We start from the raw sequence: 25,359 nt of genomic DNA, 5'->3' as shown, positions 1-25,359 counted from the left end.
TCGATGGAAAATGCCCTACGACCGATGATCAAGCCCTGGCGCCACGCGTCACACTCCGCGCCATTTTGCATATCGGTTGGGGCATCAGCGCCGGCGCCATCAGCAGCCCCCTTTTCCCGCGCAAGGGGTCGCCGAATGTTGCCCCGGGCTTGTCCAGCGACCACGGCAGTTGCTTCGCGTTATACTCCGCGCCTTTTGCCCGTGCCGGAATCCGCCCATGCGCCAGGTTTTGCTCATCGTCGATGTTCAGTCCACCTTCAGCCCGCCCGAGTGGCTGGTCGATGGTTTGCGGCGGTTGTCAGCGAACATTCCCACCATAGCCTCGGTCGAGTTGCACGATGAACAGGTCACGCCGTTCGAACGCCAGCTCGGCTGGCACCCGGCGGCCGAGGACGAGAGCCTGGTCGAGGCCGACCAGGTGTTCGTCAAGCATGGCTATGGGCAAAGTGCCGAAGCTATCGAGTACATCCGGCAACTGGGTGTAGAGCGGGTGCTGGTGTGTGGGCTGCAGACCGAAACCTGCGTGCTGGCCGCCGGCTTTGCCCTGTTCGATGCAGGGCTGATGCCCACGCTGGTGACAGACATGACAATAGGGTCGTCGCTGGACCGCTCGGGCAAGCTGGGTACCGACCTGTGGAAGCACCACTTCCGCCAGGTCACCACCTCGGCCGAGGTGCTGGCTGAACTGGCCGGACGCGAGTAGTGCATGCGCTGGCGGGTCATCTTCGTTCAGGCAGAGGTGGCGCGTTCAGCTGGATCGGCCCCACGCGCCTGATGCTGCTTGCGCCTGCGGGTAAACAGCAGACGCAACAGGGTGTTCCAGCAATAGCTCACCAGTACCCCTCCAGCGAGTGCCAGGGCTATCTCGAACAGCGGGTGCCTGAAAACATGCTCCGCTACCGACTCGAACTGGAAATGCGTCAGGTAGATATACAAGGTTGACGAAGCGATCACCGCACCTGCCCGTGCAACCAGGGCGGGTACTGGCACCGAGCGGAACCAGACAAGTGCCAGCATCGCTGGCAGGGCGATGTCGACATAGTGTGTAAACGCTTGCCAGCCAACACCGGCAAGCGCCATCAGGTCCAACTCGCCAACCACCAGCACGGCTACTGCACTGGCCACCCATTTGCGTGAGGTCGTGTCGGCATGGTGCACGGCCATGCCCAGTACCATCACCGCCAGGAAGTGCTGGGGCACCCGGTTGAGCAGGGCGCTGGCGTCGAATACGAACTGGTTGAGGAGCACATCCAGCGCCACCAGTGCACAGGCAGCGATGATCAGCCAGCGAAACGGGTCGGCAATCAGCACCTGGCGCACGCGCCTGATCGACAGCACCAGGCCAATGATCACGATCATCTGCACCAACACTTCGATGTACCAATAGTTGAACAGGCTGACCTCGCTGGCGGGGAACCAGTTGGAAACCAGCAGCAGCGATTGCCAGTGCAGCCGGGCGAATACCAGCTGGATCAATGCGCTGTACAACAGTGTTGGTACCACGATGGCTGCCAGTGGCCTGAGCAGCGTGCGTGCATCGCCACGCGCTTCGATGGCCTTGAGCTGAAAGCGCGCCAGGGCGATGCCGGAGACCAGGAACAGCACCGAGGTTTCGCCGAGTATCGGCCAGTGGTCGAAATCACCCAGGTGGCCGACCACAATCAGGATGATGGCGAGCATGCGGATGAACACCGGCATTTCCATTACCCGCCACGCGCCTTTGGGCGGCGCACTCAGCTCGGCCAGCTGGCACACCGGCAGGGTTTCCCAACGTTCAGGCAGGTGACCGATAAGCGCCTCCAGCACACGCGAGGCCTGCACGAACGACAGCGAGTCGCCGCCCAGTTCGACAAAGCTCAATCTGGCGTCCAGGCGCGGTACCTGGAGGATGCGGGCCCAGGCTGTACTCAGCTTTTCGGCCAAGGGTGACAACGGTGGGTTGATACTGTCGTCAAATGCCGCAGGCAGCGCGCGTTTGTCGACCTTGCCGTTGGGGGTGAGCGGCAGGGCATCAAGGAACACGAACAGCGCCGGAACCATGTAGTCAGGCAGCTGGCCGCTAAGGGCCTGGCGCAGTTCGTCAGCACGGATGGCCTGCTGCGCGACGCAATAAGCCACCAGCCGGGTCGATGCACCCTCGTGGTTGGCCAGGACCACGCATTGCCCTATTTGCGGGAGACGGCAGATGGCGTTCTCGATTTCCGCCAGCTCGATGCGATGCCCCCGGATTTTCACCTGGCTGTCAGCGCGCCCCAGAAAACGGGCGCTGCCATCGGCCAGATAGGTGCCCAGGTCACCCGTGCGGTAACAGCGGTCGGCCGTGTCAGCGGTGAACGGGTTGGCGATGAATTTGGCTTCGGTCAGCCCCGGGTCGTCCCAGTATCCCCGCGACAGGTAGGGGCTGCGGATCAGGATCTCGCCTGTCTCGCCCTCGCTGACCAGCTGGTTGGCCGGGTTGACCACCAGCAACTGTGCATCGGCAATGCCTTTTCCCAAGGGCACCCGGGCATTGTCCATTTCCGGGTCGAGGGTGTGGAAAGCCATGGCCTGTGGGGTTTCGGTGGTGCCGTAGAAGTTCACATTGACGGCATTCGGTGCGATGGCGCGGACCTGCTGGTACTGCGTCGGGCTGAGTGCATCGCCACCCCAGAACAGGTAGCGCAGGTGGTCGAGAACCTGGCCGTTCAGGTGTACGCCAGTTTCGATCAGCTTGCCCAGCGGCGGGGTGAGGTGGATCACGTTCACACCGTGCTGGTGAAGCCAGCCGGCCAGCCGTGAGGGGTCGGTCAGGGTCGACTGGGCCGGGCAGGCAATGGTCGCGCCCAGCGACAGTGGTGTGAACACGTCGCGGTATACCGGGTCGTGGCCCAGGCCAGAAAGCAGCGAGAAGGTGTCGGCCTGGGTAAAACCGTGCTGGCGCACATGCCAGTCGATGAAGTGCACCAGCGGTGCGTGGTGGGTAACGATGCCCTTGGGCTCACCGGTGCTGCCCGAGGTGAAGGTGATGTAGGCCGGCTGCTCAGGGCTGACAGTGGGCAGCGCGACAGGTTGGCGAGGGAAGGCCTGCAGCGCTTCAGCGGGGGCTTCAGGCACCGTGACGACCATGGGCTGGCCGACGTCGACGGTAGCCTCGGCGCAGCGCAGTATCACCGCAGGCTTCAGGGTGCTGACGATTTGCTCGATACGCGCGGCCGGGTAAGCGGCGTCAGCCACGGTGAAGGCCAGGCCGGCACGCAGGCAGCCGAGCATGGCGTATACCAGGGCGGCGCTGCGATGGGTGACGATGACCACACGATCGGTGCCGCTGGCGGCGTTTTTAACCAGAAACGCGGCAATGCCCGCGCTGATCTGCTCCAGTTGGGAGTAGCTGCAGGTTGTGTGCTGGCCAATGATGGCAATGGCCGCCGGGCAGCGGCTGGCCTGCTTGATGAACGCGTGGTGGATGGGCTGTTCGGCACGGTACGCCAGGCACAGCGTCGGGTTCGGGCGCAGGTCCGGCATGATGATCGAGTGCTCCGCAGGAACGTTGGGCTGGCTGGTAGCACAACGCTAGTGCAGGCTGGCTGATGGCGCCAATGCATGATCGCTGCTTGCGATAGCCGGGAGCTCCAGCGCAGCAAGCCAGCCCCCACAAAACACTGCTAAACCGACGGGTTAGCGGTTGTTCCAGGGGAGCCGCCTTGCGCTGCGACATGGGTTGTCACAGGCCTGGTTTTCAGGCCACATCCACGAGCACGATCTCGCTGTCCTCGATGGCGGTCACCCGCAGCACCGCTTCCTGCTCGATCGCCACGCCATCGCGCGCCTTGGCCCGCAATCCGTTGATCTCCACCAGCCCCTTGGCCGGCACCAGGTAACCCCGGCGTTCGGCATCGAAGCGGTACTCGGCGGTTTCACCGGCTCGCAGGGTGGCAGCCACCAGGCGGGCATCGGTACGGATCTGCAGGCTGTCCTCGTCACCCGCGCGGCCGCTGGCCAAGGTCACGAAGCCCTCACCGCGCTCGCCTTTGGGGAACGGCCGGCTACCCCACTGCGGTGCTTCACCGGTGCGCTCCGGCACGATCCAGATCTGGAAAATACGTGTATCGATATCTTCCAGGTTGTACTCGCTGTGCACGATGCCGGTACCGGCGCTCATGACCTGAACATCACCGGCTTCGGTACGGCCCTTGTTGCCCAGGCTGTCCTGGTGGCTGATCGCGCCTTCACGCACATAAGTGATGATTTCCATGTCGCGGTGCGGGTGCGGCGGGAAGCCGCTGCCGGCTGCGATCAGGTCGTCGTTCCAAACCCGCAGGTTACCCCAGTGCATGCGTGCCGGGTCGTAGTACTCGGCAAACGAGAAATGGTGGTGGGCATCGAGCCAGCCATGGTTGGCGTGGCCGAGGCTTTCGAAGGGTCGCAGTTGCAGCATGGTCGTGCTCCTTGAATCAGTGGAATGACGCCATGATGCGCTATCGAAACATCGAAAATAAGCGTAAATATCGGCTTAAAACAATCTGATTTATAGATGCTTTTTCTGCGGCGTTTTATTCGCTTCATCGCCTAATCCACTGATCTGCAAGCATTCGCTGGCGATTTTTCGTCGATGCGGCGAACATGCCTGCTGTTTTGAATTTCAACGGAGTGACCGTGGCCCACGAGCAACCCCTGGCCCCCGCCGACCTTACCCCTCCTGCCCAGTTGCCCTGGTTTCGCCGCCTGGCCGCCCGCCTGCTGGGGCGTGGCCTGACCCGCCTGCAAGCCCAGCACCGCGACTCGTGGTTCCTCGGCCACGCCACAGGCCAGCGCACTGGCCATGCCGATGGCGTGCGTGAAGGGTTCGAGCGTGGTCGGGTGGAGGGCTATGAAGCGGGGCGCCAGGTGCTGGTGATACGCGATACGCGCCCCGACAGCGCCGCCGTGCCAGGCCAGGATGACAACTTGTTCGACGACTGGCGCCTGCCGTTGACGGCCGAGTTGAAGAAGCGCTTCAAGGCCGATGTCGCCCAGCGTCTGCCCGCCGAAGCCCAGCCCAGCGCCGCGCAATGGAAGCTGATCTTCAGTGACACCCCGTCTACCTGCGTGGTGGCAGGCGCCGGGGCAGGCAAGTCCACGTCGCTGGTGCTGCGCATCCTGCTGCTGCGTCATTACCTGGGTTACGAGCTGGATGCGATGACCGTGGTCACCTTCACCCGCGAATCGCGCAAGGACTTCATCAAGCGCCTGCTGCAGGTGTTCGCCCTGTGGCAGATCAACCTGCAGCCTGTGCAGGCCCGCGAGCTGGTGCGCACGTTCCATTCGCGCATCCTGCCGCTGGTGCGCAGCCTGCCGGGCTTCGGCCAGGTGCGTGCATTTGAAACACTGGGCCACGAGATGCCTGCGGGGCGTGAGGCCGAGGCCGACAGCAACCCGTTCGACCTGCGCCTGAACGATGCCCAGCGCCAGCAGCTGAACCAGTGCTACAGCAGCTTGCTGGGCGAGAGCCCGCGTTTTGCCGAGCTGGTCGGCCAGTTGCGCAGCGAAGCCTTGCAACTGAAACCGCTGGACCCGAACAACCCCGATGTGCAGAAGCGCGCACAGGTGACCCAATTGGCCGCCCAGCGCGACGAAGAACTGTGCGACGTGATCGAGGACCTGTGGTTTGCCGCCGGCGTCTGGCCGATCAAGGGTATCGAGCCCTGCCGCGAAACGGTCGACATCCGTGGCAGCCGCTTCCATGTGCACGGCCGCCTGGAAGGCCAGGGGCCTTTGGTGGTGCTGGGCTTCGACCCCGCACAAAGCGCGCAATACCAGCGCCCCGGCGCCAAGCTGACCGTGCGTGCCGAGTGGGCGGTCAAGCGCACACTGTTGCAGGCGTTCTGCGACAGGCCGCTGATCTGGCTCGACAACTACGCCATGGCCAGGCGCCTGGCGGCATCGTTGGCGGGCGATGCCGTGGCCGGTCCTGGCTTCGAGTACAAGGTCAAGGGCGAACTGGCCCCGGCGCCGCTGCTGGATGCGTTCGTCAGTGCCGCCAATTTCATCGAAAACCTTGGGTTGGAGGTGAACAATGCGGTGGCGGCGATGAGCTTCCCGTCCGGCGATAGCGATGCACTGTTCTTCGAGGCCCTGGCGCTGTACTGGAAGGCCCTGGAAGCGCACCTGCTGGACCAGTCGCCGCCGGTGATGAGCTACAACCGCATGTTCGCCCTGTTTGGCGAGAACAACCCGGAAAACCTGCGCCTGCTGCCCGATCCGTTGCTGCGGCCGCTGGCGCACCTGATGATCGACGAGTTCCAGGACGTGTCGCCGCAGATCGTCAGCTGGTTGCGTGCCAGCCTCGCTGAAATACGGCGCCGCGGCCCGGCCATGCACACCGGGCGCCATGCCCAGCATTCGTCGTTGCTGTGCGTGGGTGACGACTGGCAATCGATCTACGGCTGGCGTGGCAGTTCGCCCAAGTATTTCATGGAGTTCACCAAGGCGTTCCCGTCGCCGGCCAACACGCGGGTGATGCTGGTCGACAACTACCGCTGCCAGCAACAGGTGATCGATGCGGCCGAGCACCTGGTCAAGGGCACCCCGGCGATTTCCGGCAAGAAAGCCCGCGCCAGTGGCCCGGCGGCCGAGTTGCCCGGCTCGCCGGTCAAGGTGTTCGACCGTGACGAGGCTGCGTTGGGCGAAACGCTTGTCGAGCACTACCAGCGGGGTGAGACGGTCATGATGCTGTACCGCAAGGGCAGTGACCGGGCGTTGATGAACGAGCACCTGCAAAGCGTGCTGCACGTCGAGGCGGCGCTACCGGCCGAACAGCGCCGGCTGCGCCAGCTGACCTATCACAGTGCCAAGGGTTTGCAGGCCGATGCGGTATTCATGCTGGGTGACTGCCAGTACCTGACCAGCTCACCCTACAAGAACCAGGTATACCGCCAGGCCGGGCTGGGCAAGGCAGGTGATGCCCAACCATTCGATACGGCACAGAAGGAAGAAGTGCAGCGCTTGGCCTACGTGGCGGTGACCCGTGCAGTACAGCACTGCTATTGGCACGTGGAGGCCGCCAATGGTGACGCCGCAGCGGCCCCACGGGCGTCCAGCCAGGTGGACGGCAAGCAGGCCTTCTTCGAAGACCTGCGCGGGCAGTGAGTGGGGTCAGCGGCCGATTGTTTGCGTCTGGCGGGTGAGGCTGGTCAGCAGACCGGTTTCAACCTGCTGCTGCTCGGCAGTCAGCGCGTCAACGCCCTGGCGATACTGCTGCTCGTTGAGCACCACGCGACGTAGCCTGCCGTCAGCATCCACCGGGCTTTCAGGCATGACCCTGGCCAAGGCTCGTCGCACCGAGCTGTCCAGGGATGTCACCGGCTCGGCGGTTTCATCCAGGCAGTAATAGAGGTAATCAAGGCCTGGCCGCCAAAAGTCGGTGATCAGGCTGAACTGGGCCGCATGCTCTCGTTTCAAGTACTCGACCCAGCCCGGCTGCTGGGTCAACCATTGCTCCCGAGCGATGGCATCCCTGTCCAGGGAAAGGACCGCAGCTTTCACCATTTCGATGATTGTGTCGTTGATTCTGGCCGTATTGCGGTACAGCATGCCTCGGCTCGGCTCGGGGTAGTCCAGCGCGCTGGCCAACGACTGGCGCAAGGCCAAACGTACCTCCACATCGTCCACCAGCCCCGTTTGAAGTTCGCTGTCCGGAAAGGCTGAGGGGTCGTCCAGCTCATCGTAGGGGGGGAGGTTTTCATCGAAGGCCCCGTCGAGCAGCGCCTGTTTGCGCAAGGACCTTCTCCAGCTGATGCGATCGGCCAGTTGATTGACCTGACTGCGTCGATACAACTTGCCATACAGGCTCAGTAGATCAGCTGGTCGACTGCCGGCGACGGCTGCGGCTTCGTGGGCCAGCACTTCTATCTCCAAGGCACTGAACGCGTCGGCACCCGCGTCGCCACAGGTTGGCGGGAAGTCGCCGGCCACGGTGGCAAGGCGCTCACGCAGCACGGTGTCGTGGGCAGCGTCATCCAGCAGCTTCCAGACGCGCGCCCTCAGGGCCTCGCCATCACGCTGCGCTTCTGCCGACTGGGCAAGACGTTCGAGTACGCCCAGCAGCGCTGCGTTCTCACCTTGGTCGAACAGGTCGCTCCACAGCTGCTCCTCGGCATTGCTCGCCTCGCCACGGAAAACGCCTTGCCACAGTGGCACGTCTTCTGCGTGCTCGAAGACGTTGACGCCGCTGCTGCCCAGGCGTGCACGTGTCTGGGCTTCCAGGGTGTTGTAGTTGAACAGCCAACGGCGCTCCGGCAAGTGCGCGGCGACATCGCGGGCAAACGGGGTACGCAGCACACCAGGCAAGTCTGGCAGGGTACGAATGCGGTTGGACGAAAGGTTCAGATAGCGCAGTTGGTACTGGGGCTGGCTCATCAGAATGGTCAGGCTGTCGGGCCACTGCTGCAGTTCGCAACGCTCAAGCTCCAGGTGGACAAGACGGGCCATGAAGCGCAGGTCGGGTGCCAGTTGCAGTGGGTTGCCTGACAAATGCAGTAGTGCGGGGTGGATCATGTCCTGAAACTGGGCGGCAAGGCTTTCGTTGAGGGTGATTTGATTGTGAGCCAGGCCGAGGGCATCCAGGGGCAAGCGCGTCAGGAAGCCCAAACTGGTGGTGTCGAGTTGCAGCCGGTTGCGGCTGAGCCACAGGAGTCGCAAGCCGGGCATTGCTCCGATGGCCTGTTGGGCGGTGGGTGAAAGGGTGGTCAGGCCATTGTCGGTCAGGCCCAGCTCGCGTAGCCGCGGTGCCGACCTGAGCGCCTCGAACAATGTCTCGGCATCGATGTCCGGGTTGCCGACGATTTCCAGGGTTTCCAGGTTAGGAAAGTTTGCCAGGAAGCTGCCTTCCAGGCGCCGCATCTGCAGCCCCTCGAGCCTGAGATTGCGGATATGCGGCATGCGTGCAGTGAAAGCGGGTAGCGCTTCGAGCTGCATACGGTCCAGTACCAGTGTTTCGGCTTGCGCGCCACCTTCACGGCGGGAAGCGCTCATCAGTCGCTCGGTGCATTGCTGGCGATCAAAGCGCTCTTCAAGGGTGCGGGCGGTGCTTACCCAACGGTTGAGATCTCGGTTGAGAGTACGCTGCTCGACCTCCAGCTGGTTGATCGCGCTACCCAGGTCGCCTCCTCGAGCCAGTTCGGCTTGTAGCCCGGTGATTTGCTCGCTGCTGAGTTCGGGGTAGAGCGCCCGGAGTCGACGCGCAGCCGGCAAGGCGCGTCCCTGCAGGCCTCGGCCGCTCAGGGGATAGCCCAGCTGGCCGTTGGCCAATCGCAAAGGGGAGCGGAACCTGGGGTTGATGGGCTGTTGGCCAAGCAGTGAGGCGCAGTGCTGGCGATCACCAAGGGCAAGTTGCAGCAACCGGGCCGGTTCAGCCTGCGGGTGCGCGGCTTGCAGCGCCTGCTTGATGCGTAGACTGTCGTCGTTGGCCAGGCTGGGCCTGAACAGGCCGAGGAGGGCGCGGTCAAGCCGCGCTCGAGCTTGCAGAAGACGTGCTTCCTCGGCAACGCGAAGCGGCACCCGTCCGTTTGCCAGGCGTTCCCGTTCGGCGTTGCTAAGGTTGGCAAGCAATTCTTCAAGCGCACTGTCCGGCAGCCCGGGAAACTGCCGGGCGAGGGTTTGTGCAGTGGGTGGGTGTGTGGGACGGCGTCGTTGTTGCAGGCTCTCGAACAGCGCCTCGCGATGCTGTTCCAGGTGTTGCGCGAGCTTGTTGTTCAGTGCGGACGATCGGTGCTCAGTGGGTGTGTCACCGAGCAACTGCTCAATGGCTTCTTCATCCATCTGATCCAGCACGGTCTGGCTCAACTGGCCATTGTCCAGGTCGGTACGGGTAATTTCGATTTCTGTCTGGCCCAGCGTGTGAGGGGGGCCGTAGCGCACCGATTCGCCCCAGGGTTCTGGCCCTTGGTAAACCTTCAGCACGCGTCCCTCGGGCCACCCCGGCAGGCGCAGCAACTCAGGCAAGGCAAAGTTCTTGTACGCAGCCAGCGGCAACCCATGGCGTACGCAGTTGATGATCTGTTGTGTCTGATTGTCCAGTTGCAACCGCTGCAGCGTGTCGATCAACAAAGCGGGTGGACGCAGGCCCGCTGCCTGGGCACGGCGCAGCACGTCTGGATCGGTACCGGTAGTGCGCATGGCATGGTCCAGTTCGCTGTCGTCCAGGCCTGCGCTATGGCTGCCGAGGCGGCGCGCAAGCTGTTCACGGTCCCATTCCAGAGGCTGTTCATGGGCCAGTTGCCAGCGGGCGTTACCATGATGCAGCAAGCGTGGGGCATAGGCCTGCGCATCCTCGGGGTGGCGCACGCGCCATTGCTGATCAGCGCCCTGAAACACCTCGTACAGGGTCCCATCCAACTTCAGGTAGGTCTTCCCGTCGACGTGCACATGGCCGAGCAAATCGGGTTGAGCCCCCTCAGGAATAGCCGCCGTGCTCGCATAGGGTTTCATGTCGGGATGCCAAAGCACTTCCTTGTCTTCATGCCATACACTTTTCAGTGCATCGACAAAGCCAGACGCCTGGACGATCCTTGTGCCCACTGCAAAGCCGGCAATCACGCCCGCGTTGATGGCCAATGATTCCAGCTGCGCCAGTGCCTGCCGGGTATCACCTTCTTCCCAGGCCTCGAACCCGGTGAAAACAGAGCTCATCAGGTCGTAAGCAAAAACGCCTAGCATGACCGTGTTCAACCCCGGCACGAAGAACGCGGCGACATTCAGCACGTTCATCCCCAGGTCGAACCAGTACTTCAGACGCTCATTGCGGGCGTTGGCGTCGACTTCGGCGGTAGGCACAGCAATGGTTTTTGCGTCGGCCTTCATGCGCGCAAGGTGTGCGTTGTATAGGTTCGTCCAAGGGTCGGTTCGGATTGGCGAGAGCGTGAAAGGGATCACTGGCATGATTCGGGGTTTGCGTACGCCCGCTTCATCCTCTTCGAACAGCGCAATTTCCAGCTTTACGGCAAGTTCTTTTTGCCTGTCCTTGTAGGCGAAATGCACCAAGGCGCGGCGAAACTCGCTTTGCAATAGCCGGCTGCGCAGGTGCTTGCCCGCCTCCTGACGAGAAGCGAACTCCCTTACCGGGTGCTCGCTGTCGCCAGGGACATACACAATGCAGGGGTTCGTGCGGTAAGGGTTGTCTGGCCCGATGAACAGTATTTCGTGGACGGGGATATCGAACAAGTTGAAGTGCCAGCAATGCAACGCCTCGTTTTCATAGGTGGGGTGAGACTTGCCGTCGCACAGTTGCCCAAGCGCATCGAGCCCGGCCTCGCTCAGCAGGCCTTTGAGCTTGGCGATCAATGCCTGCACCCTCAAGGCCTCACGGTTCGCTGCAATCGACAGGCGCTGGATTTCAGCGCGATTGGCGCCTTCATGGGTTGCAAGCAGATGGTCTTGATAACGTTTGCCAAGGTCCAGCGCCCGACAATGCCTGACGAAGTCCGCCATCGTCAGGCCTGCCGGGGGCGTGTCGCTGCCTAGGGCGTTGGTGAGCCTGCTGTAGGGGCCGACTTCGTCCAGCCCCTCGAAGTTGTGCAGGGCAGCCTCCAGCAAGCTGCGTGTTTGCGGCTGGCCGACCGGGCGAGTAGCCAGCACATCCGCTTCCACGTCCGGGACCAAAGGCGTTTCCACATCGGGAACGCCGACCCAGATGTTGGCCTCTGACTCAAAGGGCTGGAAGACATACTGCGCCCTGTCTACAGGCACATTCAGCTTCAACCGCTCGGTCAACAGCGGGCCGCAGAACGCGATGATGTCCTTGAACTCGCCCAGCGCCTGTTTGACTTGCGCCAGCCGTTTGTTACGGGTTTGCAATGCGTTGTGCAACTGCTCACGCGTTGGCTCATCGGCAGTGGCATACCACGCGTAAGGGCTGCCATCTTCATCGAGATATTCCTTGTACAGGCTCTGCACCACTTTGCGTGTATGCGTGGGTTGGAGCGCCTTGCTCCATTTCGGTAACGATCGGGTTATCTGGCTTTGATGCAACGGTGTCGGGGTTGTCATGGTCACCATCTCTTTTGTGGGGGGAGATAGTCCACGCTGATCAAGGCGCCGGGGTGCGGTAGATAGTTGTTGGCTGCGGTCGGTCCTGCGCATGCGCGGGTCGGTGGCGGGCTGGCAGCGAGGGAGGATCTGCGAGAGGGTGAGGCAGGTCATGGTGCAGGCTTCAGCCAAGGAGAATTGCAATGCGTTCGCTGTGCAGTCCGAAAGACCACCTGCTAGACCTCGATGGCGTTGAAATAGCGGTTCGCACCTGGGGGGCAGAAGACGGTATCCCCATATTGGCCTTGCATGGCTGGCTGGATAACGCTGCCTCGTTCGAGCGCCTGGCACCGATGCTGGACGGCTGCTTCGTGGTGGCCCCCGACCTGATCGGCCATGGCCGTTCTGGCCATCGTCGCCACGACAGCGGCTATTACCTGTGGGAGCATGCCGAAGACATGCTGGCGGTGACCGACAGCCTGGGCCTGGCGCAATTTCATGTGCTGGCCCATGGGATGGGCACCGGTATAGCGTCGCTGCTGGCGGCGATGACCAGTGGCATTGCCAGCATGACCTTCCTCGACGGCATGGGCGCACCGTTCACGGTGGCCGAAGATGATCGCGTGCAGCACCTGGCGCGGGCCTACCGGCTCAAGCGCATGGTACAGCGCAGCCAGTTGCCGGGTTTTGCCGAGCCGGATGTTGGTCGCTTCGACGACCTGGACAACGCCCTGGCGCAACGCCGCGAGCGGCTGGACACCGAACTGTCGGAAGGTGCCGCTCGGCTGCTGGCGCTGCGCGACCTGCTACAGCTGGACGATGGCTATTGCTGGCGCCACGACCCGCGGCTGGTATTGCCCGAACCCATGCCACTGACCGAGCGCGAAGCCTGCGACCTGCTCAGCCAGATCCGCTGCCCGTTGTACCTGCTGTTCGGCCGCCAGGGGGCCTTCACCGGCGAGGCCTTTACCCGGCGTCAGGCCGCCTTGCCCAGCCAGGCGAAAGTCTCCTGGCACCCAGGCGGGCACCACTTCCACCTGGATGCGCCGGACCGGGCGCTGGTCGACCAATTGCTGCGTATCCTGACGCGCCATGAAGGGGGCGTACTGCAACGCTTGGTGAACGAGTAGCTGATTCTGGTCACGCCGCGTGAACCTGCGCTATGGTGGCGAACCTATTCGCAAACACGCCACAGGGAGCCCGGCATGCGGCCTTTCACCATCAAGCACATCGACCACCTGGTGTTGCGGGTCAGCGACCTGCCGCGCAGTGTTGCCTTTTACACCGAACTGCTTGGCTGCACCGTCAGCCGCGTGCGCGAGGACCTGGGCATGGTGCACTTGGCCACGGGCACGGCGATGATCGACCTGGTGACCCTGGATGGCCCACTGGGGCAGCCAGGCGGAGCGGCACCGGGCGTGGAAGGGCGTAACCTGCACCATTTCTGCCTGCGCATCGAGCCGTTCGACGAGGCCGCGTTGACGGCCTATCTGGAAGCCGCCGGGGTAAAGGTGGAGCCTGCCGAGAAGCGGTATGGTGCCGAAGGCGAGGGGCTTTCGCTGTACTGCTACGACCCGGATGGTAATCAGGTCGAGTTGAAGGGGCCGGTAGTGCCTGGCGGGTGAAACCGCCCCCGCCAAAATCGTCAGCCAACCCGCTATCGCCCGGCACCCCGGTGCTGCGTGTCGTCCAGGCCGCCCTCTCGTGCAGGGCCCGGCGGGTGGATATCCAGCCAATCCCGATTATGCTTCATGAACCTTGCTGCGATCCGAGGCGGCCAGCCTCGTCGTGCTTCGCGCAACCAAAGCAAGCGCCAGGGCCTGGGTGCGACGGTGAAGTGGTTGTGAGGTGCTCCGGCCTGCATGACAACATGACGGAGGCAACCCATGGCGGTTCTCGACAGCACATCCACGGGCAGCGCGCCCCAACGCGGTATCACCAAGGAGGAGCGCAAGGTCATCTTCGCCTCGTCCCTGGGCACGGTATTCGAGTGGTACGACTTCTACCTGTACGGCTCACTCGCCGCTATTATCGCCAGGCACTTCTTCGCTGGCGTCAATGAAACCACCTCGTTCATCTTTGCCTTGCTGGCCTTTGCCGCCGGATTTGCCGTCCGACCGTTCGGCGCCATCGTGTTCGGTCGCCTGGGCGACATGATCGGGCGCAAGTACACCTTCCTCATCACCATTGTCATCATGGGCCTGTCCACCGCAGTGGTGGGCCTGCTACCGGGCTACGCCACGATCGGCGTGGCCGCGCCGATCATCCTGATCACCCTGCGCTTGCTGCAGGGGCTGGCGCTGGGCGGTGAGTACGGCGGCGCGGCCACCTACGTGGCCGAGCATGCGCCCAAGGGCCGCCGCGGCTTTTTCACTGCCTGGATCCAGACGACTGCCACCCTGGGGCTGTTCCTGTCGCTGCTGGTGATCATGGCCTGTCGCACCGCCATGGGGACGGAGGCGTTCGAGGCCTGGGGCTGGCGGATACCGTTCCTGCTGTCGATTCTGCTGCTGGCGATTTCGGTGTACATCCGCCTGCAGCTGAACGAGTCGCCAGTGTTCATGAAGATGAAGGCCGAGGGCAAGGCATCCAAGGCGCCCCTGACCGAATCGTTCGCCCGCTGGGACAACCTCAAGGTGGTGATCATGTCGCTGCTCGGCGGCACCGCCGGCCAGGCCGTGGTGTGGTACACCGGGCAGTTCTACGCGTTGTTCTTCCTGTTGCAGACGCTCAAGGTCGAGCCGCAGACCGCCAACCTGCTGATTGCCGGTTCATTGTTGATCGGCACACCATTCTTCATTTTCTTCGGCAGCCTGTCCGACCGGATTGGCCGCAAGAAGATCATCATGGCCGGCTGCATCATCGCTGCGCTGACCTACTTCCCGATCTTCAAGGCACTGACCGAGTATGGCAACCCGGATGTATTCGTTGCCCAGGAGCAGAACCCGGTGGTGGTGGTGGCCGACCCGGGCCAATGTGCATTCCAGTTCGACCCGGTGGGCAAGGCCAAATTCACCAGCTCCTGCGACATTGCCAAGAGCCTGCTGGCCAAGCGCGCCATCCCGTATACCAACGAAGCGGCGGAGCCCGGCAGCGTGGCACAGATCCGCATTGGCGAACGGGTATTGCCGAGCTTTGATGGCAGCAGCCTGGCGGCGGCGGACTTCAAGGTGCAAAGCGAAGCGTTTACCGCAACCCTGAGTGGTGCATTGAAAGAGGCGGGCTACCCGGAAAAGGCCGACCCGGCGAAAATCCACTACCCGATGGTGCTGTTGCTGCTGACCATTCTGGTGATCTACGTGACCATGGTCTACGGGCCGATTGCCGCCTGGCTGGTGGAGCTGTTCCCGGCGCGCATCCGCTACACCTCGATGTCGCTGCCTTACCACATCGGGAATGGCTGGTTCGGCGGCTTCCTGCCGACCGTGGCGTTTGCCATGGTGGCAGCGACCGGGGATATCTATTACGGCTTGTGGTACCCGATCGTGATTGCCGTGATGACGGCGGTGCTGGGGATCTTCTTCCTGCCGGAGACCAAGGATCGGGATATCACTCACACCTGAAGGTCGAGTTTGCCTGTGCCGGCCTCTTCGCGGGTGAACCCGCTCCTACAGGTACCGTGTAGGAGCGGGTTCACCCGCGAAGGGCTGCAAAGCAGCCCCAACAATCTCTGCCCCCCTGCGGCCCCCGTAGGAGCGGGTTCACCCGCGAAGAGGCCGGCACAGGCGATCAATCAGTCGAAGTAGCCACGAAGCCCGAATGCATACCCGGTATCCACAGCTGTCGCCTCACCCCGGCTCCAGCGCTTCTTCAGCACGAACTCGAACGCTGGCTCGTACAACCCGTCGCGCACCAGTGCCCCCGCCAGCACCTCCACGTCGTACCAGCCATTGTCCAGCTCGATGATCGGCCGCCCAGGCAGCCGGTAACGCGCCATCAGGTCACCCAGGGTCTTGGGCGTGAAGTGCTGCAGGATGCGCCAGGTGTACAGCATCAGCGCACCGTGCTCGACCCGCAGTACATAGCCATTGCGCCGGTGCTTCAGGCGGCTGCCGGCCTCGCGCAGGGCCGGTGTGTGGTTATCGAGGGTGAAGAGGATGCGGTAGGGCAGGTTGTCGACACCGGCCAGCGGCAGTACGATGCCTTCGCGCACAGCCTGGTCGCCGCTGTCACCGTGGGTGAACGCATGGGCCAGGTCGTCGGGCAGTTGCTGGTCTTGCTTGAAGCGTTCGAGCAACTGGATATCGCCAAGCAGAAAGTAGTCGACCAGGTCGTTGAGCACTTCGCTGAATTCGTGGCGCATCTGTTTTCCTTGTGGGTGCGCATTGGGTTAAGGGCAAGCGGCTAGTGCTTCTGGGCAATCTGGATCAGGTTGCCGCACGTGTCATCGAACACCGCCACGGTAACCGGCCCCATTGGGGTTGGTGGCCGGATGAACTGCACACCGGCCGCACATAGCCGGGTGTATTCGGCCTGGATGTCACGCACGCCGAACGAGGTGGCGGGGATGCCATCCTGCTTGAGCGCGGCCTTGTACACCTTGGCCGCCGGGTGCGCGTCGGGTTCCAGCAGCAGTTCGACGCCATTGGGGTCGTTGGGCGAAGTCAGGGTCAACCAGCGGTGCCTGCCCATGGGGATGTCGTGCCTGGGCTCGAAACCGAGTACGTAGTGGTAGAAAGCCAGGGCCTTGGCCTGGTCGTCGACGAGGATGCTGGTGACCACGATCTTCATAAGCACACACCGTTTACCTGGGGCCGATGACTATCAGTAAAGACGTTCGGGCGTTTTTGACCAGTGGCTGCAGTGCCACGGGGGCCCGTTACAGGCGCAAGCGTGGTGCGGCGCCGGTTTGCGCAGGCCTGTGAGCCGATGTACTGGCAGACCCTACAAAAAACCTGCTCAAGGCATAGGTAAATCCTTCAGCGCTCAGCGCCCGCAGAGCGGCAGCCAAGGGTAAAGTGTGAGGCATGATCCCAGCCTGCCCAGACTCGCGTCAGAGAGGTACCCTGTGGCTGCCTATACCTTGCGACAACTGAAGTACTTCGTCACCACCGTGGAAGCGGGCAGTGTGGCCGAAGCGTCACGCCAGCTGTACATCGCCCAGCCGTCCATCTCCACGGCCATCAAGAGCCTGGAGGAAAGTTTCGGTGTGCAGCTGTTCATCCGCCACCACGCCCAGGGTGTGTCATTGACGCCCAGCGGCAAACGCTTCTACGCCAAGACCAAGTCGCTGCTGCAGATGGCCCATGAGTTCGAACAGAACGCCCTGGCCGACAACGATACCGTCGCCGGGCAAATCGACATTGGCTGTTTCGAAACCGTGGCGCCACTGTACCTGCCGCGCCTGATCGCCGGCTTTCGCCAGCGCTACCCGGGTGTGGACATTCGCCTGCGCGACGGTGAGCAGCAGGACCTGATCCAGGGCCTGACCGCCGGAACATTCGACCTGGCATTTCTCTATGACCACGACCTGGATGGCACCATCGAGGCCGAGCCGCTGATGCCGCCGCAGAAGCCCTATGTGCTGCTACCCGAGAACCACCGCTTTGCCGGCCAGGCCCAGGTCTCGCTGCGCGACCTGTGCCCCGAGCCGATGATCCTGCTGGACGTGGCCCCTAGCCGCACCTACTTCGTCAGCTTGTTCAATGAGATGGGCTTGGCACCGAACATCGTCTTCAGTTCGCCGTCGATAGAGATGGTGCGCGGCATGGTCGGTCAGGGTTTCGGTTTTTCGTTGCTGGTAACCCGTCCGCACTCGGAATACACCTATGACGGCCAGCGCCTGGTGATGCTCGACATTGCCGAGCCGGTGGCGCTGTCGGGGCTGGCTGCGGCGTGGTTGAAGCGAGTCCAGCTGACCAAGCCGGCGCAGTTGTTCGTGGAGTTTTGTCGGGAAGAGCTGGCGAAGTTCCTGAACTGAGCACGCCATGCCACCCCGGCAGGAGGAGCATGGCGTGGCGATTGCTCAGGGGTTGACCTGATAGCCGCGCCCTTGCAGGCAACCGCTGTAGGCACTGGCATGGGCCTGGGTTTTGGCCTCGTCCTGGCCGCGCCGGTCCTGGCGCCGGTCCTGACGCTGGCGCATGCCACCGACCGCGGCCCCGGCGGCGGCCACTTCGCCGGCACGGTTCTGCCGGTATTGCTGCTTGGCATCGTCACCCACCCGGTCATACAACTCGTCATGCTGGTTGCCGCGCACCTGCGCGCCTACAGCACCGGCGGCGGCACCCGCAGCTGCACCGCGAACCCGGCCACCGACATGTGGGTCGCTGGACGTCGCTGTGCCGTTTGCGGCATTGGTGGCTACGGTATTGCAATCGTTGATATCCAGTTGCATCTGCTGGCTGCTCTGGCCCTTGAGCGGCACCACCGACTGCGCCTGGGCGGCCGATGCTGCGCACAGCAGCATCAACAGGTAACTCCACGTGAACGTACGCATGGCACACCTCCACCGGGCGGAAAGCCCGCCTCACAGGATAGTTCGCCTTTGATGTCGTGATGGAAGTTTTGCCCAGATGGTCTACACCGGATATCAGACGCCGTTCCGATTAGCCTCTTGGCCTGATCCAAGGCTACCTGTGGGCAAACCATGAGCCAGACGCAAGATGTGATCATCTGCGAGTATTGCGACACGGTGTACCACCGTGCACCGCTGCTCAAACATCAACGTGCCCTTTGCCCGTGCTGTGGCGGCGTGCTGTACCGGCACAGGTCACTGACTATCGAGCAGCGGCTGGCACTGAGTGTGACTGGCGGTGTCCTGCTGGTGTTCGCCAACTATTACCCGGTGATGACCATCGGCATGCAGGGGCTGACCCACTCGGCCACATTGTGGGACGCCGTGCAGATTCTCAGTCACGGCAGTATCACCTTCATCGCTCTGGTCATGGCGCTGTCGATCATTTTTGCGCCGCTGCTGCAAATTGCCCTGTTGTGCTGGGTGTTGGGTTTTGCCCTTGCCGGCCAGCGTGCCCCCGGCTTTGCCCTGTGCATGCGTGGCCTGGAAAGCCTGCGGCCCTGGAGCATGCTGGAGGTGTGTCTGCTGGGGGCAATGGTGGCAGTGATCAAACTGGCGGGGCTGCTCGATGTGATCCCCGGTATCGGCCTGCTGGCCCTGGCCGCATTGAGCATGTTGATCATCCACATTGCCGGCAAGGACATCCGCGACTTGTGGGAACAGGTATGACTGCCCCGGTCAAGGCGCACGACCTTGGCTTGTGTCTGTGCCATGGCTGTGGCCAGGCATGCGACACGCGCAGTGGCGCGCACACCTGCAACCGTTGCGGCGCCGTCATTCACCGACGCAAGTCCAATGCCATCAGCCGTGGCTGGGCGTTTCTGCTGGCAGCCCTGGTTTTCTACATCCCCGCCAACCTGCTGCCGGTGATGCACACCGAAATGCTCGGCAGTGGTACAGAAAGCACCATTGGCGGTGGCGTGCTGGAGTTCTGGGAAGCCGGGGCCTGGGACATCGCGCTGATCATCTTCATTGCCAGCGTGGGTGTGCCCGCCATCAAGTTCTTCTCCCTTGGCCTGCTGCTGTTCACTGCCCAGCGTGGTTCTTCCTGGGCCTGCCGGCAGCGTTCGCAGTTGTACCGCTTCGTCGAGCTGATCGGCTACTGGTCCATGCTCGATGTGATGGTAGTGGCGCTGGTGGCTGCGCTGGTGCAACTGCGCGGGCTGGGCACCATCGAACCGCGTGTGGGCATTCTGTTCTTTGGCATGGTGGTAGTGCTGACCATGTTCTCTGCGATGAGCTTTGATCCACGCCTGATCTGGGATAGCCATGCCAACGAGGGGAGGCCGCATTGATGGGGCAACAGACTGACAAGCGCGAGGGCCCTGGGCAGGTTGAAGTGCGCACCCGACGTTGGAGTGTGTCGCTGGTATGGATCGTGCCGATCCTGGCGATCCTCATCGGCGCTTCGCTGGTGGTGCGCAACTGGATGCAGCAAGGGCCGGTGATTACCATTTCTTTCCACAGCGGGGAGGGATTGGTGGCGCACAAGACCCAGGTAAAATACCGCAGTGTGGTGATTGGCGAAGTGACCACGGTGGACTTGGCCGACGACAAGAAGAGCGTGGTGGCCAAGGTTCAGCTCTCCAACGATGCCCGTTCATTCGCTACCCGGGGGGCGCGCTTCTGGGTGGTGCGACCGCGCATCGGCGTGGGCGGGGTTTCCGGGGTGGACACGCTGCTTTCGGGCAGTTTCATCGGGGCTGATTCCGGCGAGTCGAAGGTGCCGGAAAAGTCTTTTGTCGGGCTGGAGCTGCCACCGCCGATCACCTATGACGAAAAGGGCAAGCGCTTTGTTCTTGTCGCCAGCGACCTCGGCTCGCTGGATATCGGCTCTTCGATCTACTACCGCAAGATCCCGGTGGGTGAGGTGGTGTCCTTTGCCCTCCAGGACGATGGCAAGGGGGTAGAGATTGGCGTGTTCGTGCAGGCGCCCTACGACACGTTCGTCACTGCTGACACGCGCTTCTGGAATGCCAGTGGCATCGACATGCAGATCGGTGCCAATGGCCTGAAGGTCGATACCGAATCGCTGTCGTCGATTCTGGTGGGCGGGCTGGCCTTCGGCTCGCCCGATTTTGCGGCGCAAGCCGAGCCTGCTGCCGACCAGGCCCGCTTCCAGCTATTCGCCGACCGCGACATGGCGCTGTCGCCTCCGCATGGCCAGGCGCAGTACCTGCAGTTGCGCTTCGACCAGGCCATGCGCGGCCTGTCGGTGGGCGCGCCAGTGGAGTTCAAGGGTGTGGAGTTTGGCCGGGTCACCTCGATCCAGCTCGATTACGATGCTACGCGGCAGAGCTTCCCGGTAGTGGTCGATGCGGTGATCTACCCGCAGCGGCTAGGGCCGGTGCACCGCAAGATGCTGGCGGTGTTCAAGCACACCGAGGGCGATATGCAAGGGGCGCGGAAACTGATTGGCACCTTTGTCGAACATGGGCTGCGGGCCCAGGCGCGTAGCGGCAACCTGATCACCGGGCAGATGTTCATTTCGCTGGACTTTTACCCCGATGCCCCCAAGGTGGCCTTCGACATGGCTGCCGACCCCATCATGATCCCGACGCTGCCCGGCAGCCTCGAGCAGTTGCAGGAACAGCTGCAGCGGGTGGTGGAGCGCATTGCCAAGCTGCCGCTGGAAAGCATCGCCGGTAACCTGGACGGCAGCCTGCGTGAACTGCGCGCCAGCCTCAAGCAGTTCAATGGCCAGACGCTGCCGGAGGTGAAAGTGGCGCTGGACGAGGTGCACAAGACCCTGCGCACGGCCAACTCGGCCATTTCCGAAGATTCGCCGCAGCGCGAGCGAATGGGTGAAACGCTGGACGAGCTGGAGCGCATGTCGCGTTCGCTACGTGATCTTGCCGATTACCTGGGCCGCCACCCCGAGTCGCTGATTCGTGGCCGACCGAAAGCGGCCGGGTCCGCAGACCTTGAACCCTGAGGAGACAGCCGATGCAACGACTGCGCAATGCATGTGTGGCCAGCCTGCTGGTGTGGCTCGGGGGCTGCAGCAGTACGCCGAACAACTACCACACGTTGGTACCGAGCGACCCGGTACGTGACAGCGGCCAACGCATCCAGGTGGTCAGGGTGGCTGTGCCGCCCCAGGTCGATCGCCCACAGTTGGTGGTGCGGCAAGGGCAGAGCGGCCTGGCCATTCTGGAGACGGAGTGGTGGGGCGCCAACCTGGTGGATGAATTCCGCAGCGCCCTGCAGGACCTGTTGGGCGGCCCGGCGGGCGGTGGCAAGGCGTCGCTGCGGGTGGATGTGCAACGCTTCGACACGGTACCAGGGCGCTACGCGTCGCTGGAGGCCGTGTGGCGCCTGAAGCAGCAAGGGCAGGCCGAGCTGACCTGCCGTACGTCCGTGCAGACTGCTGCGGACAACAGCATCACCAGCCTGGTGAATGCGCACCAGGCCAACCTGCGCAAGTTGGCCGAGGCGGTGCGGGGGAGTGCCCGGCAGGGTAGCTGCCGGGCATGAACCGGCCTTATTACTGCCGGGTGCTGGCTGTTTCCTGTGCCCCGTCGGCCTTGTCCTGCGGCAGCTGATCGAACTCGCGCAAGCCATCCTTGCGGTACGGATCGCCGATCCAGCGTGGTGCTGCCACGAACTGTGGACTCACCAGGCTCTTGGCCGGTTCATAGCGGTCGTAGCTCAATCCGGCCAGGTCTGACAGGGTATGGATCAGATGCGAACTGCTGTAGGGGCGGTTGGCCATTGCCTGCAAGTCACGCGGGTGTTCGGCCTGCCAGCTAGGCGAGGTCCACAGCAGGAACGGGATGGTGTACATCGGCCGGGTCGGTGCGCCTTCATTGCGCCCCAGGCGGTCGTGGTCACCGGAGCTGTACACGTCTTCACCATGATCGGACAGGTACATCAGGAACCCGTTGGGGTTGCCTGCCGCATAACGCTTGATCAGGGTCGACACCACATAGTCGTTGTAGCGCACCGCGTTGTCATAGAAGTTGTAGGTTTCTACCTGGTCCGCCGTCAGCTTGGCTGGCACACCTTGCTTGTCGTTGAAGTGCGCATAGTCATCCGGGTAGCGGTAGCGGTAGTCCATGTGCGTGCCCAGCAGGTGCACGATGATGAACTTGTTGGGCGCAGGGTCTTGCAGGGCTTTCTCGAACGGCGCCAGCACCACGTCATCGTACTGGCGGGCATTCTGGTTGCGCTGGTTGTTCAGGTACACCGGCGCGTCTGTTTGCTGCGAGAAGGTGGTGAGCATGGTGTTGCGCTTGGTCAAGGTCTGCTGGTTGGTGATCCAGAAGGTCTTGTAACCTGCCTGTTTCAGCAGGTTGATCAGCGACGGGGCGCTGAGGAAACGGTCCGGGTTCTGCTCGTCGCCGAACGTGAGGATCTGCTGCATCACTTCGATGGTGTACGGGCGCGGCGATACCACGTCGCGGAACACGGTCAGGCCCGTATCGCTGGCGGTCAGCGCGTCGAGGTTGGGCGTGGTGTCGCGGTCATAGCCATACAGGTGCATGTGCTCGCGGGTGGTCGACTCGCCGAGCACCAATACCAGGGTGCGTGGCGCTGTACCACTGCTGTCGCGCAGGTTTTGCAGCGGTGGCAGTGCGGCATTCTGGGCCAGCAGTTTCTGCATGTTGTCCAGTTGCTGGCGGTACTGTCGGTAACCGACCAGCAACTGCCAAGGGACGGCCGGTTCCATTCGCTGCTGCACTTTTTCGAGCGCATCGGCGAAGTTGCGCTCCTGGGTGACCATCTGCTTGTAGAACGGCACGACCAGGTTGGCCACCAGCAATAGCACGACCACCGGCAGGCGACTGCGCAGTGGCAGGCTGACCGGGCGCACGCGCCGCCACAGCAGGACCGCAACCAGCGTGTACAGCACCAGTGCCAGGCCCAGCCCCACGCTGAAGTATTGGCTGAAGTACTCACCAGCCTCGGCGGTGTTGGACTCGAACATCACAAAGATGACGCTTTGTGAAAATTCCTGGCGATAGATGCCGAAGTAGCTCAGGCCCACCAGCGAAGCCGCCCACAGCACCAGACCGATGATTGCCGCGGTGGCGCGAGTGAAGCGCGGCAGCAACAGGACGGGCGCCAGCCACAGGCTGCTGAGGAACAACGCATCGCGAAAACCGGCGAAGCCGGTCGTCCCGCTGAACAGCAGCAACGCTTGGGTTACACCGGAGAAATACCAGAAGAACAGCAAGAGCCAGCCGAGGCCGGCCCAGTCCACGCGCTTGTGCGCGGCGGGGGATGTAGTGTGTGACACGTATGCCTCGTCGTACCTTGGCGGCCAGCGGTTGTGCGCGTGGCCGGAAAGGGCGTGACGCTAATCTGCGGACTGTGAAAATAACGTAAACGCGTTTAATCCTGCGACCTGCATGGCCGTAGCAGGCATACGCTGGGCCGTTCACCGCGTTTTCCCCTCGCCGCCGGGGTATGATGGCGGCAGCGAAAACGTACTGACAGGCCCCTAGACCATGAACCGTCGTAAGAAGATCAAGCAGCTATTGCAGGCGCATGCCAAAAAGGCCAGTGCCAAACTGGCGCCACGCAAGCCCAAGTACATTTGCAAGGCGGACCGCTTGAAGATGGAGGCAGAGGCGGTGAGCGAGAGTTCCCAGCTGGCTGACTGACACCGCCCCCTACACCGATCGCATGGGCTTCAACGGCGGTAGTAATAATGCGCGTCATGATGACGCTGGCGCATGGCGCGCTCATGGCGGCGCTCCCAATCACGGCGCCGTTCCCAGTCGCGCCGCCGCTCCCAGTCCCGGCGGGCTTGTTCACGCCGCCACTGTTCGCGGCGCCAGTCGCTTCGGTGGTCGTGCCAGCGATCGTCATCATGCGCCAGGAGCGTGGCCGGCTGTTCAACGGCCACGCTGGCCACGCTCGACCAAGGGTTGCCGGCTGGCTTCAACGGTGACTGGACAGCCGGTAAAACGGGTTCGGCGGCTTTCATCTGCGTTGCCGATGCCGTGCCCATCGCCGCGAGCGAGAACAGGCCGAGCAGCACCAACCTTGCGACATGTATTTTCATGAGCGTAGCCAACCTCTGATAACGAATGAGCCATCTGGCCAGCAGGTGTGGGGCGAACCTTGTCTCGCGTTCCGCTACCTTTCTGTGCCTCACACATAGACAGGGAATCAAGAAAAAGTTCGCTACAGCAACAACTTGTAGAAAATCGCCGTGGCGGTGGGTGCTGTGCAGCACCCGCTAAAGGTGCCATTGCGCTCGGTCAACTGCCTGCAAATACCTCACGCAGATGCACCCGATAACTGTCGAACGCTGCAATCGCCCCCGCTACCACCTCTGCTTCCTCTTGCTCCCCCAGCACCAGGCTGTCCAGCCTGGCAACAAATGCGCGCCAATGCAGCGCTCGGCCATCCGGGTGAGGGGCCAGGTGGCGGGCCCCCTTGTCACCCTCCAGCCCAAGACGTTGCGTGTGCTTGTAGAGAAACGCCGCCCCCAGGTTCGAACCTTCACTGCAATACAGCCATCCCAGGGCCTGGGCCGAGCTGACACGGACCGGTTGGGTGGGCGTTGGCAGCGGCAGGCCGAGGTCGCGCAGGTCTGCCTCGACTGCCGCGAACCGTGACAGCGCCTCCAGCCCCGGCAGTTGCTGGTTGAGCTGTTCATCCTGATACAACGCCAACAGGCTGCCATGAAAGCGGTGCTGCACCTGCAGGAAGCGCCCATAACGCTCGCGGTTCTCGAAAGGCCGCGCTGCCATTACCAGTTGATCGACGCTGTCATGATCCCTGCTGCTGGCCGCTTTCAGGCGTTTGCAGCGGCTGGGTTCGGTGAAGGGGAAAGTTACAGCGGTCATCGGCGTATCCGTGGCAATAGAGCAAGGTCCCCATGATGCTTGCCCTCCTTGGCAGGCAGC

Annotated in this window: 20 protein-coding genes; 11 read left to right on the top strand and 9 right to left on the bottom strand. The window is 62.9% G+C overall.

Annotated elements, in window-relative coordinates; translation table 11 throughout:
• Window positions 1-217: 217 nt before the first annotated feature.
• The gene (locus ACI7M0_RS16265) at window positions 218-703 is read left to right on the top strand and encodes an isochorismatase family protein (RefSeq protein WP_020190308.1); all 486 of its coding nucleotides are present in this window, start codon (window positions 218-220) and stop codon (window positions 701-703) included.
• A gap of 26 nt (window positions 704-729) precedes the next feature.
• On the opposite strand, the gene ACI7M0_RS16260 is transcribed toward ACI7M0_RS16265, so the two are convergent.
• Both ACI7M0_RS16260 and ACI7M0_RS16255 read right to left on the bottom strand, forming a co-directional pair.
• The gene (locus tag ACI7M0_RS16260) at window positions 730-3,501 is read right to left on the bottom strand and encodes an amino acid adenylation domain-containing protein (protein ID WP_129931945.1); all 2,772 of its coding nucleotides are present in this window, start codon (window positions 3,499-3,501) and stop codon (window positions 730-732) included.
• A 214-nt stretch (window positions 3,502-3,715) separates the two neighbouring features.
• A complete protein-coding gene (locus ACI7M0_RS16255; RefSeq protein WP_010953491.1) occupies window positions 3,716-4,414 on the bottom strand; it encodes a pirin family protein in 699 nt (232 codons plus the stop codon).
• 185 nt (window positions 4,415-4,599) lie between these two features.
• On the opposite strand from ACI7M0_RS16255, the gene ACI7M0_RS16250 reads away from it, so the two are divergent.
• Window positions 4,600-7,104, top strand: a complete 2,505-nt coding sequence (locus tag ACI7M0_RS16250) for a UvrD-helicase domain-containing protein (RefSeq protein ID WP_129931946.1) — start codon at window positions 4,600-4,602, stop codon at window positions 7,102-7,104.
• A gap of 6 nt (window positions 7,105-7,110) precedes the next feature.
• Here the strand turns inward: ACI7M0_RS16250 and ACI7M0_RS16245 are convergent, their stop codons facing one another.
• The gene (locus ACI7M0_RS16245) at window positions 7,111-12,000 is read right to left on the bottom strand and encodes an NEL-type E3 ubiquitin ligase domain-containing protein (protein ID WP_371920354.1); all 4,890 of its coding nucleotides are present in this window, start codon (window positions 11,998-12,000) and stop codon (window positions 7,111-7,113) included.
• Window positions 12,001-12,182: 182 nt separating this feature from the next.
• Between ACI7M0_RS16245 and ACI7M0_RS16240 the strand changes: the two genes are divergently transcribed.
• The 3 genes from ACI7M0_RS16240 to ACI7M0_RS16230 all read left to right on the top strand — a co-directional run bounded on the left by ACI7M0_RS16240 (window position 12,183) and on the right by ACI7M0_RS16230 (window position 15,542).
• Window positions 12,183-13,109, top strand: coding sequence for an alpha/beta fold hydrolase (locus ACI7M0_RS16240; protein ID WP_010953494.1), 927 nt, complete (start codon window positions 12,183-12,185; stop codon window positions 13,107-13,109).
• A 75-nt stretch (window positions 13,110-13,184) separates the two neighbouring features.
• Window positions 13,185-13,604 carry a VOC family protein gene (locus tag ACI7M0_RS16235; protein WP_003250810.1) on the top strand — a complete coding sequence of 140 codons (420 nt, stop codon included), beginning with the start codon at window positions 13,185-13,187 and terminating at the stop codon, window positions 13,602-13,604.
• Between the two features lie 261 nt (window positions 13,605-13,865).
• A complete protein-coding gene (locus tag ACI7M0_RS16230; protein WP_129931947.1) occupies window positions 13,866-15,542 on the top strand; it encodes an MFS transporter in 1,677 nt (558 codons plus the stop codon).
• A 170-nt stretch (window positions 15,543-15,712) separates the two neighbouring features.
• Here ACI7M0_RS16230 and ACI7M0_RS16225 read toward each other — a convergent pair whose 3' ends face one another.
• Both ACI7M0_RS16225 and ACI7M0_RS16220 read right to left on the bottom strand, forming a co-directional pair.
• The gene (locus ACI7M0_RS16225; RefSeq protein ID WP_129931948.1) at window positions 15,713-16,282 is read right to left on the bottom strand and encodes a hypothetical protein; all 570 of its coding nucleotides are present in this window, start codon (window positions 16,280-16,282) and stop codon (window positions 15,713-15,715) included.
• Between the two features lie 41 nt (window positions 16,283-16,323).
• A complete protein-coding gene (locus ACI7M0_RS16220) occupies window positions 16,324-16,710 on the bottom strand; it encodes a VOC family protein (protein WP_003250815.1) in 387 nt (128 codons plus the stop codon).
• 277 nt (window positions 16,711-16,987) lie between these two features.
• On the opposite strand from ACI7M0_RS16220, the gene ACI7M0_RS16215 reads away from it, so the two are divergent.
• Entirely contained in the window at window positions 16,988-17,899 is a 912-nt protein-coding gene (locus tag ACI7M0_RS16215; protein WP_064493533.1) for a LysR family transcriptional regulator, read from the top strand.
• 45 nt (window positions 17,900-17,944) lie between these two features.
• Here the strand turns inward: ACI7M0_RS16215 and ACI7M0_RS16210 are convergent, their stop codons facing one another.
• On the bottom strand, window positions 17,945-18,418 hold the full coding sequence (locus tag ACI7M0_RS16210) for a YMGG-like glycine zipper-containing protein (RefSeq protein ID WP_014591473.1): 474 nt from the start codon (window positions 18,416-18,418) through the stop codon (window positions 17,945-17,947).
• Between the two features lie 150 nt (window positions 18,419-18,568).
• Here ACI7M0_RS16210 and ACI7M0_RS16205 point away from each other — a divergent pair, with 150 nt between their 5' ends.
• The 4 genes from ACI7M0_RS16205 to ACI7M0_RS16190 are packed head-to-tail and all read left to right on the top strand — an operon-like array spanning window position 18,569 to window position 21,973.
• Entirely contained in the window at window positions 18,569-19,165 is a 597-nt protein-coding gene (locus tag ACI7M0_RS16205) for a paraquat-inducible protein A (RefSeq protein ID WP_104962018.1), read from the top strand.
• The gene (locus tag ACI7M0_RS16200) at window positions 19,162-19,791 is read left to right on the top strand and encodes a paraquat-inducible protein A (protein ID WP_129931949.1); all 630 of its coding nucleotides are present in this window, start codon (window positions 19,162-19,164) and stop codon (window positions 19,789-19,791) included. The genes ACI7M0_RS16205 and ACI7M0_RS16200 overlap by 4 nt, the downstream gene beginning before the upstream one ends.
• Window positions 19,791-21,431, top strand: a complete 1,641-nt coding sequence (locus ACI7M0_RS16195) for an intermembrane transport protein PqiB (RefSeq protein ID WP_020190922.1) — start codon at window positions 19,791-19,793, stop codon at window positions 21,429-21,431. The genes ACI7M0_RS16200 and ACI7M0_RS16195 overlap by 1 nt, the downstream gene beginning before the upstream one ends.
• A gap of 11 nt (window positions 21,432-21,442) precedes the next feature.
• Window positions 21,443-21,973 (top strand): membrane integrity-associated transporter subunit PqiC, encoded by a 531-nt coding sequence (locus ACI7M0_RS16190; RefSeq protein ID WP_129931950.1) that lies wholly within the window; start codon window positions 21,443-21,445, stop codon window positions 21,971-21,973.
• A 10-nt stretch (window positions 21,974-21,983) separates the two neighbouring features.
• Here ACI7M0_RS16190 and ACI7M0_RS16185 read toward each other — a convergent pair whose 3' ends face one another.
• Window positions 21,984-23,738: a phosphoethanolamine transferase CptA gene (locus ACI7M0_RS16185; protein ID WP_129931951.1), complete on the bottom strand. Its 1,755-nt coding sequence runs from the start codon at window positions 23,736-23,738 to the stop codon at window positions 21,984-21,986.
• A 211-nt stretch (window positions 23,739-23,949) separates the two neighbouring features.
• Between ACI7M0_RS16185 and ACI7M0_RS16180 the strand changes: the two genes are divergently transcribed.
• The gene (locus tag ACI7M0_RS16180) at window positions 23,950-24,105 is read left to right on the top strand and encodes a DUF2986 domain-containing protein (RefSeq protein WP_064493526.1); all 156 of its coding nucleotides are present in this window, start codon (window positions 23,950-23,952) and stop codon (window positions 24,103-24,105) included.
• A 29-nt stretch (window positions 24,106-24,134) separates the two neighbouring features.
• On the opposite strand, the gene ACI7M0_RS16175 is transcribed toward ACI7M0_RS16180, so the two are convergent.
• Both ACI7M0_RS16175 and ACI7M0_RS16170 read right to left on the bottom strand, forming a co-directional pair.
• Window positions 24,135-24,509: a hypothetical protein gene (locus ACI7M0_RS16175; protein ID WP_104887417.1), complete on the bottom strand. Its 375-nt coding sequence runs from the start codon at window positions 24,507-24,509 to the stop codon at window positions 24,135-24,137.
• Window positions 24,510-24,708: 199 nt separating this feature from the next.
• Window positions 24,709-25,299, bottom strand: a complete 591-nt coding sequence (locus ACI7M0_RS16170) for a biliverdin-producing heme oxygenase (protein ID WP_129931952.1) — start codon at window positions 25,297-25,299, stop codon at window positions 24,709-24,711.
• Window positions 25,300-25,359: the final 60 nt, after the last annotated feature.

The sequence above is a fragment of the Pseudomonas sp. 10(2024) genome, assembly GCF_045164175.1.
Classification (GTDB): domain Bacteria; phylum Pseudomonadota; class Gammaproteobacteria; order Pseudomonadales; family Pseudomonadaceae; genus Aquipseudomonas; species Aquipseudomonas alloputida.
This window is presented reverse-complemented; position numbering and strand designations above follow the sequence as displayed.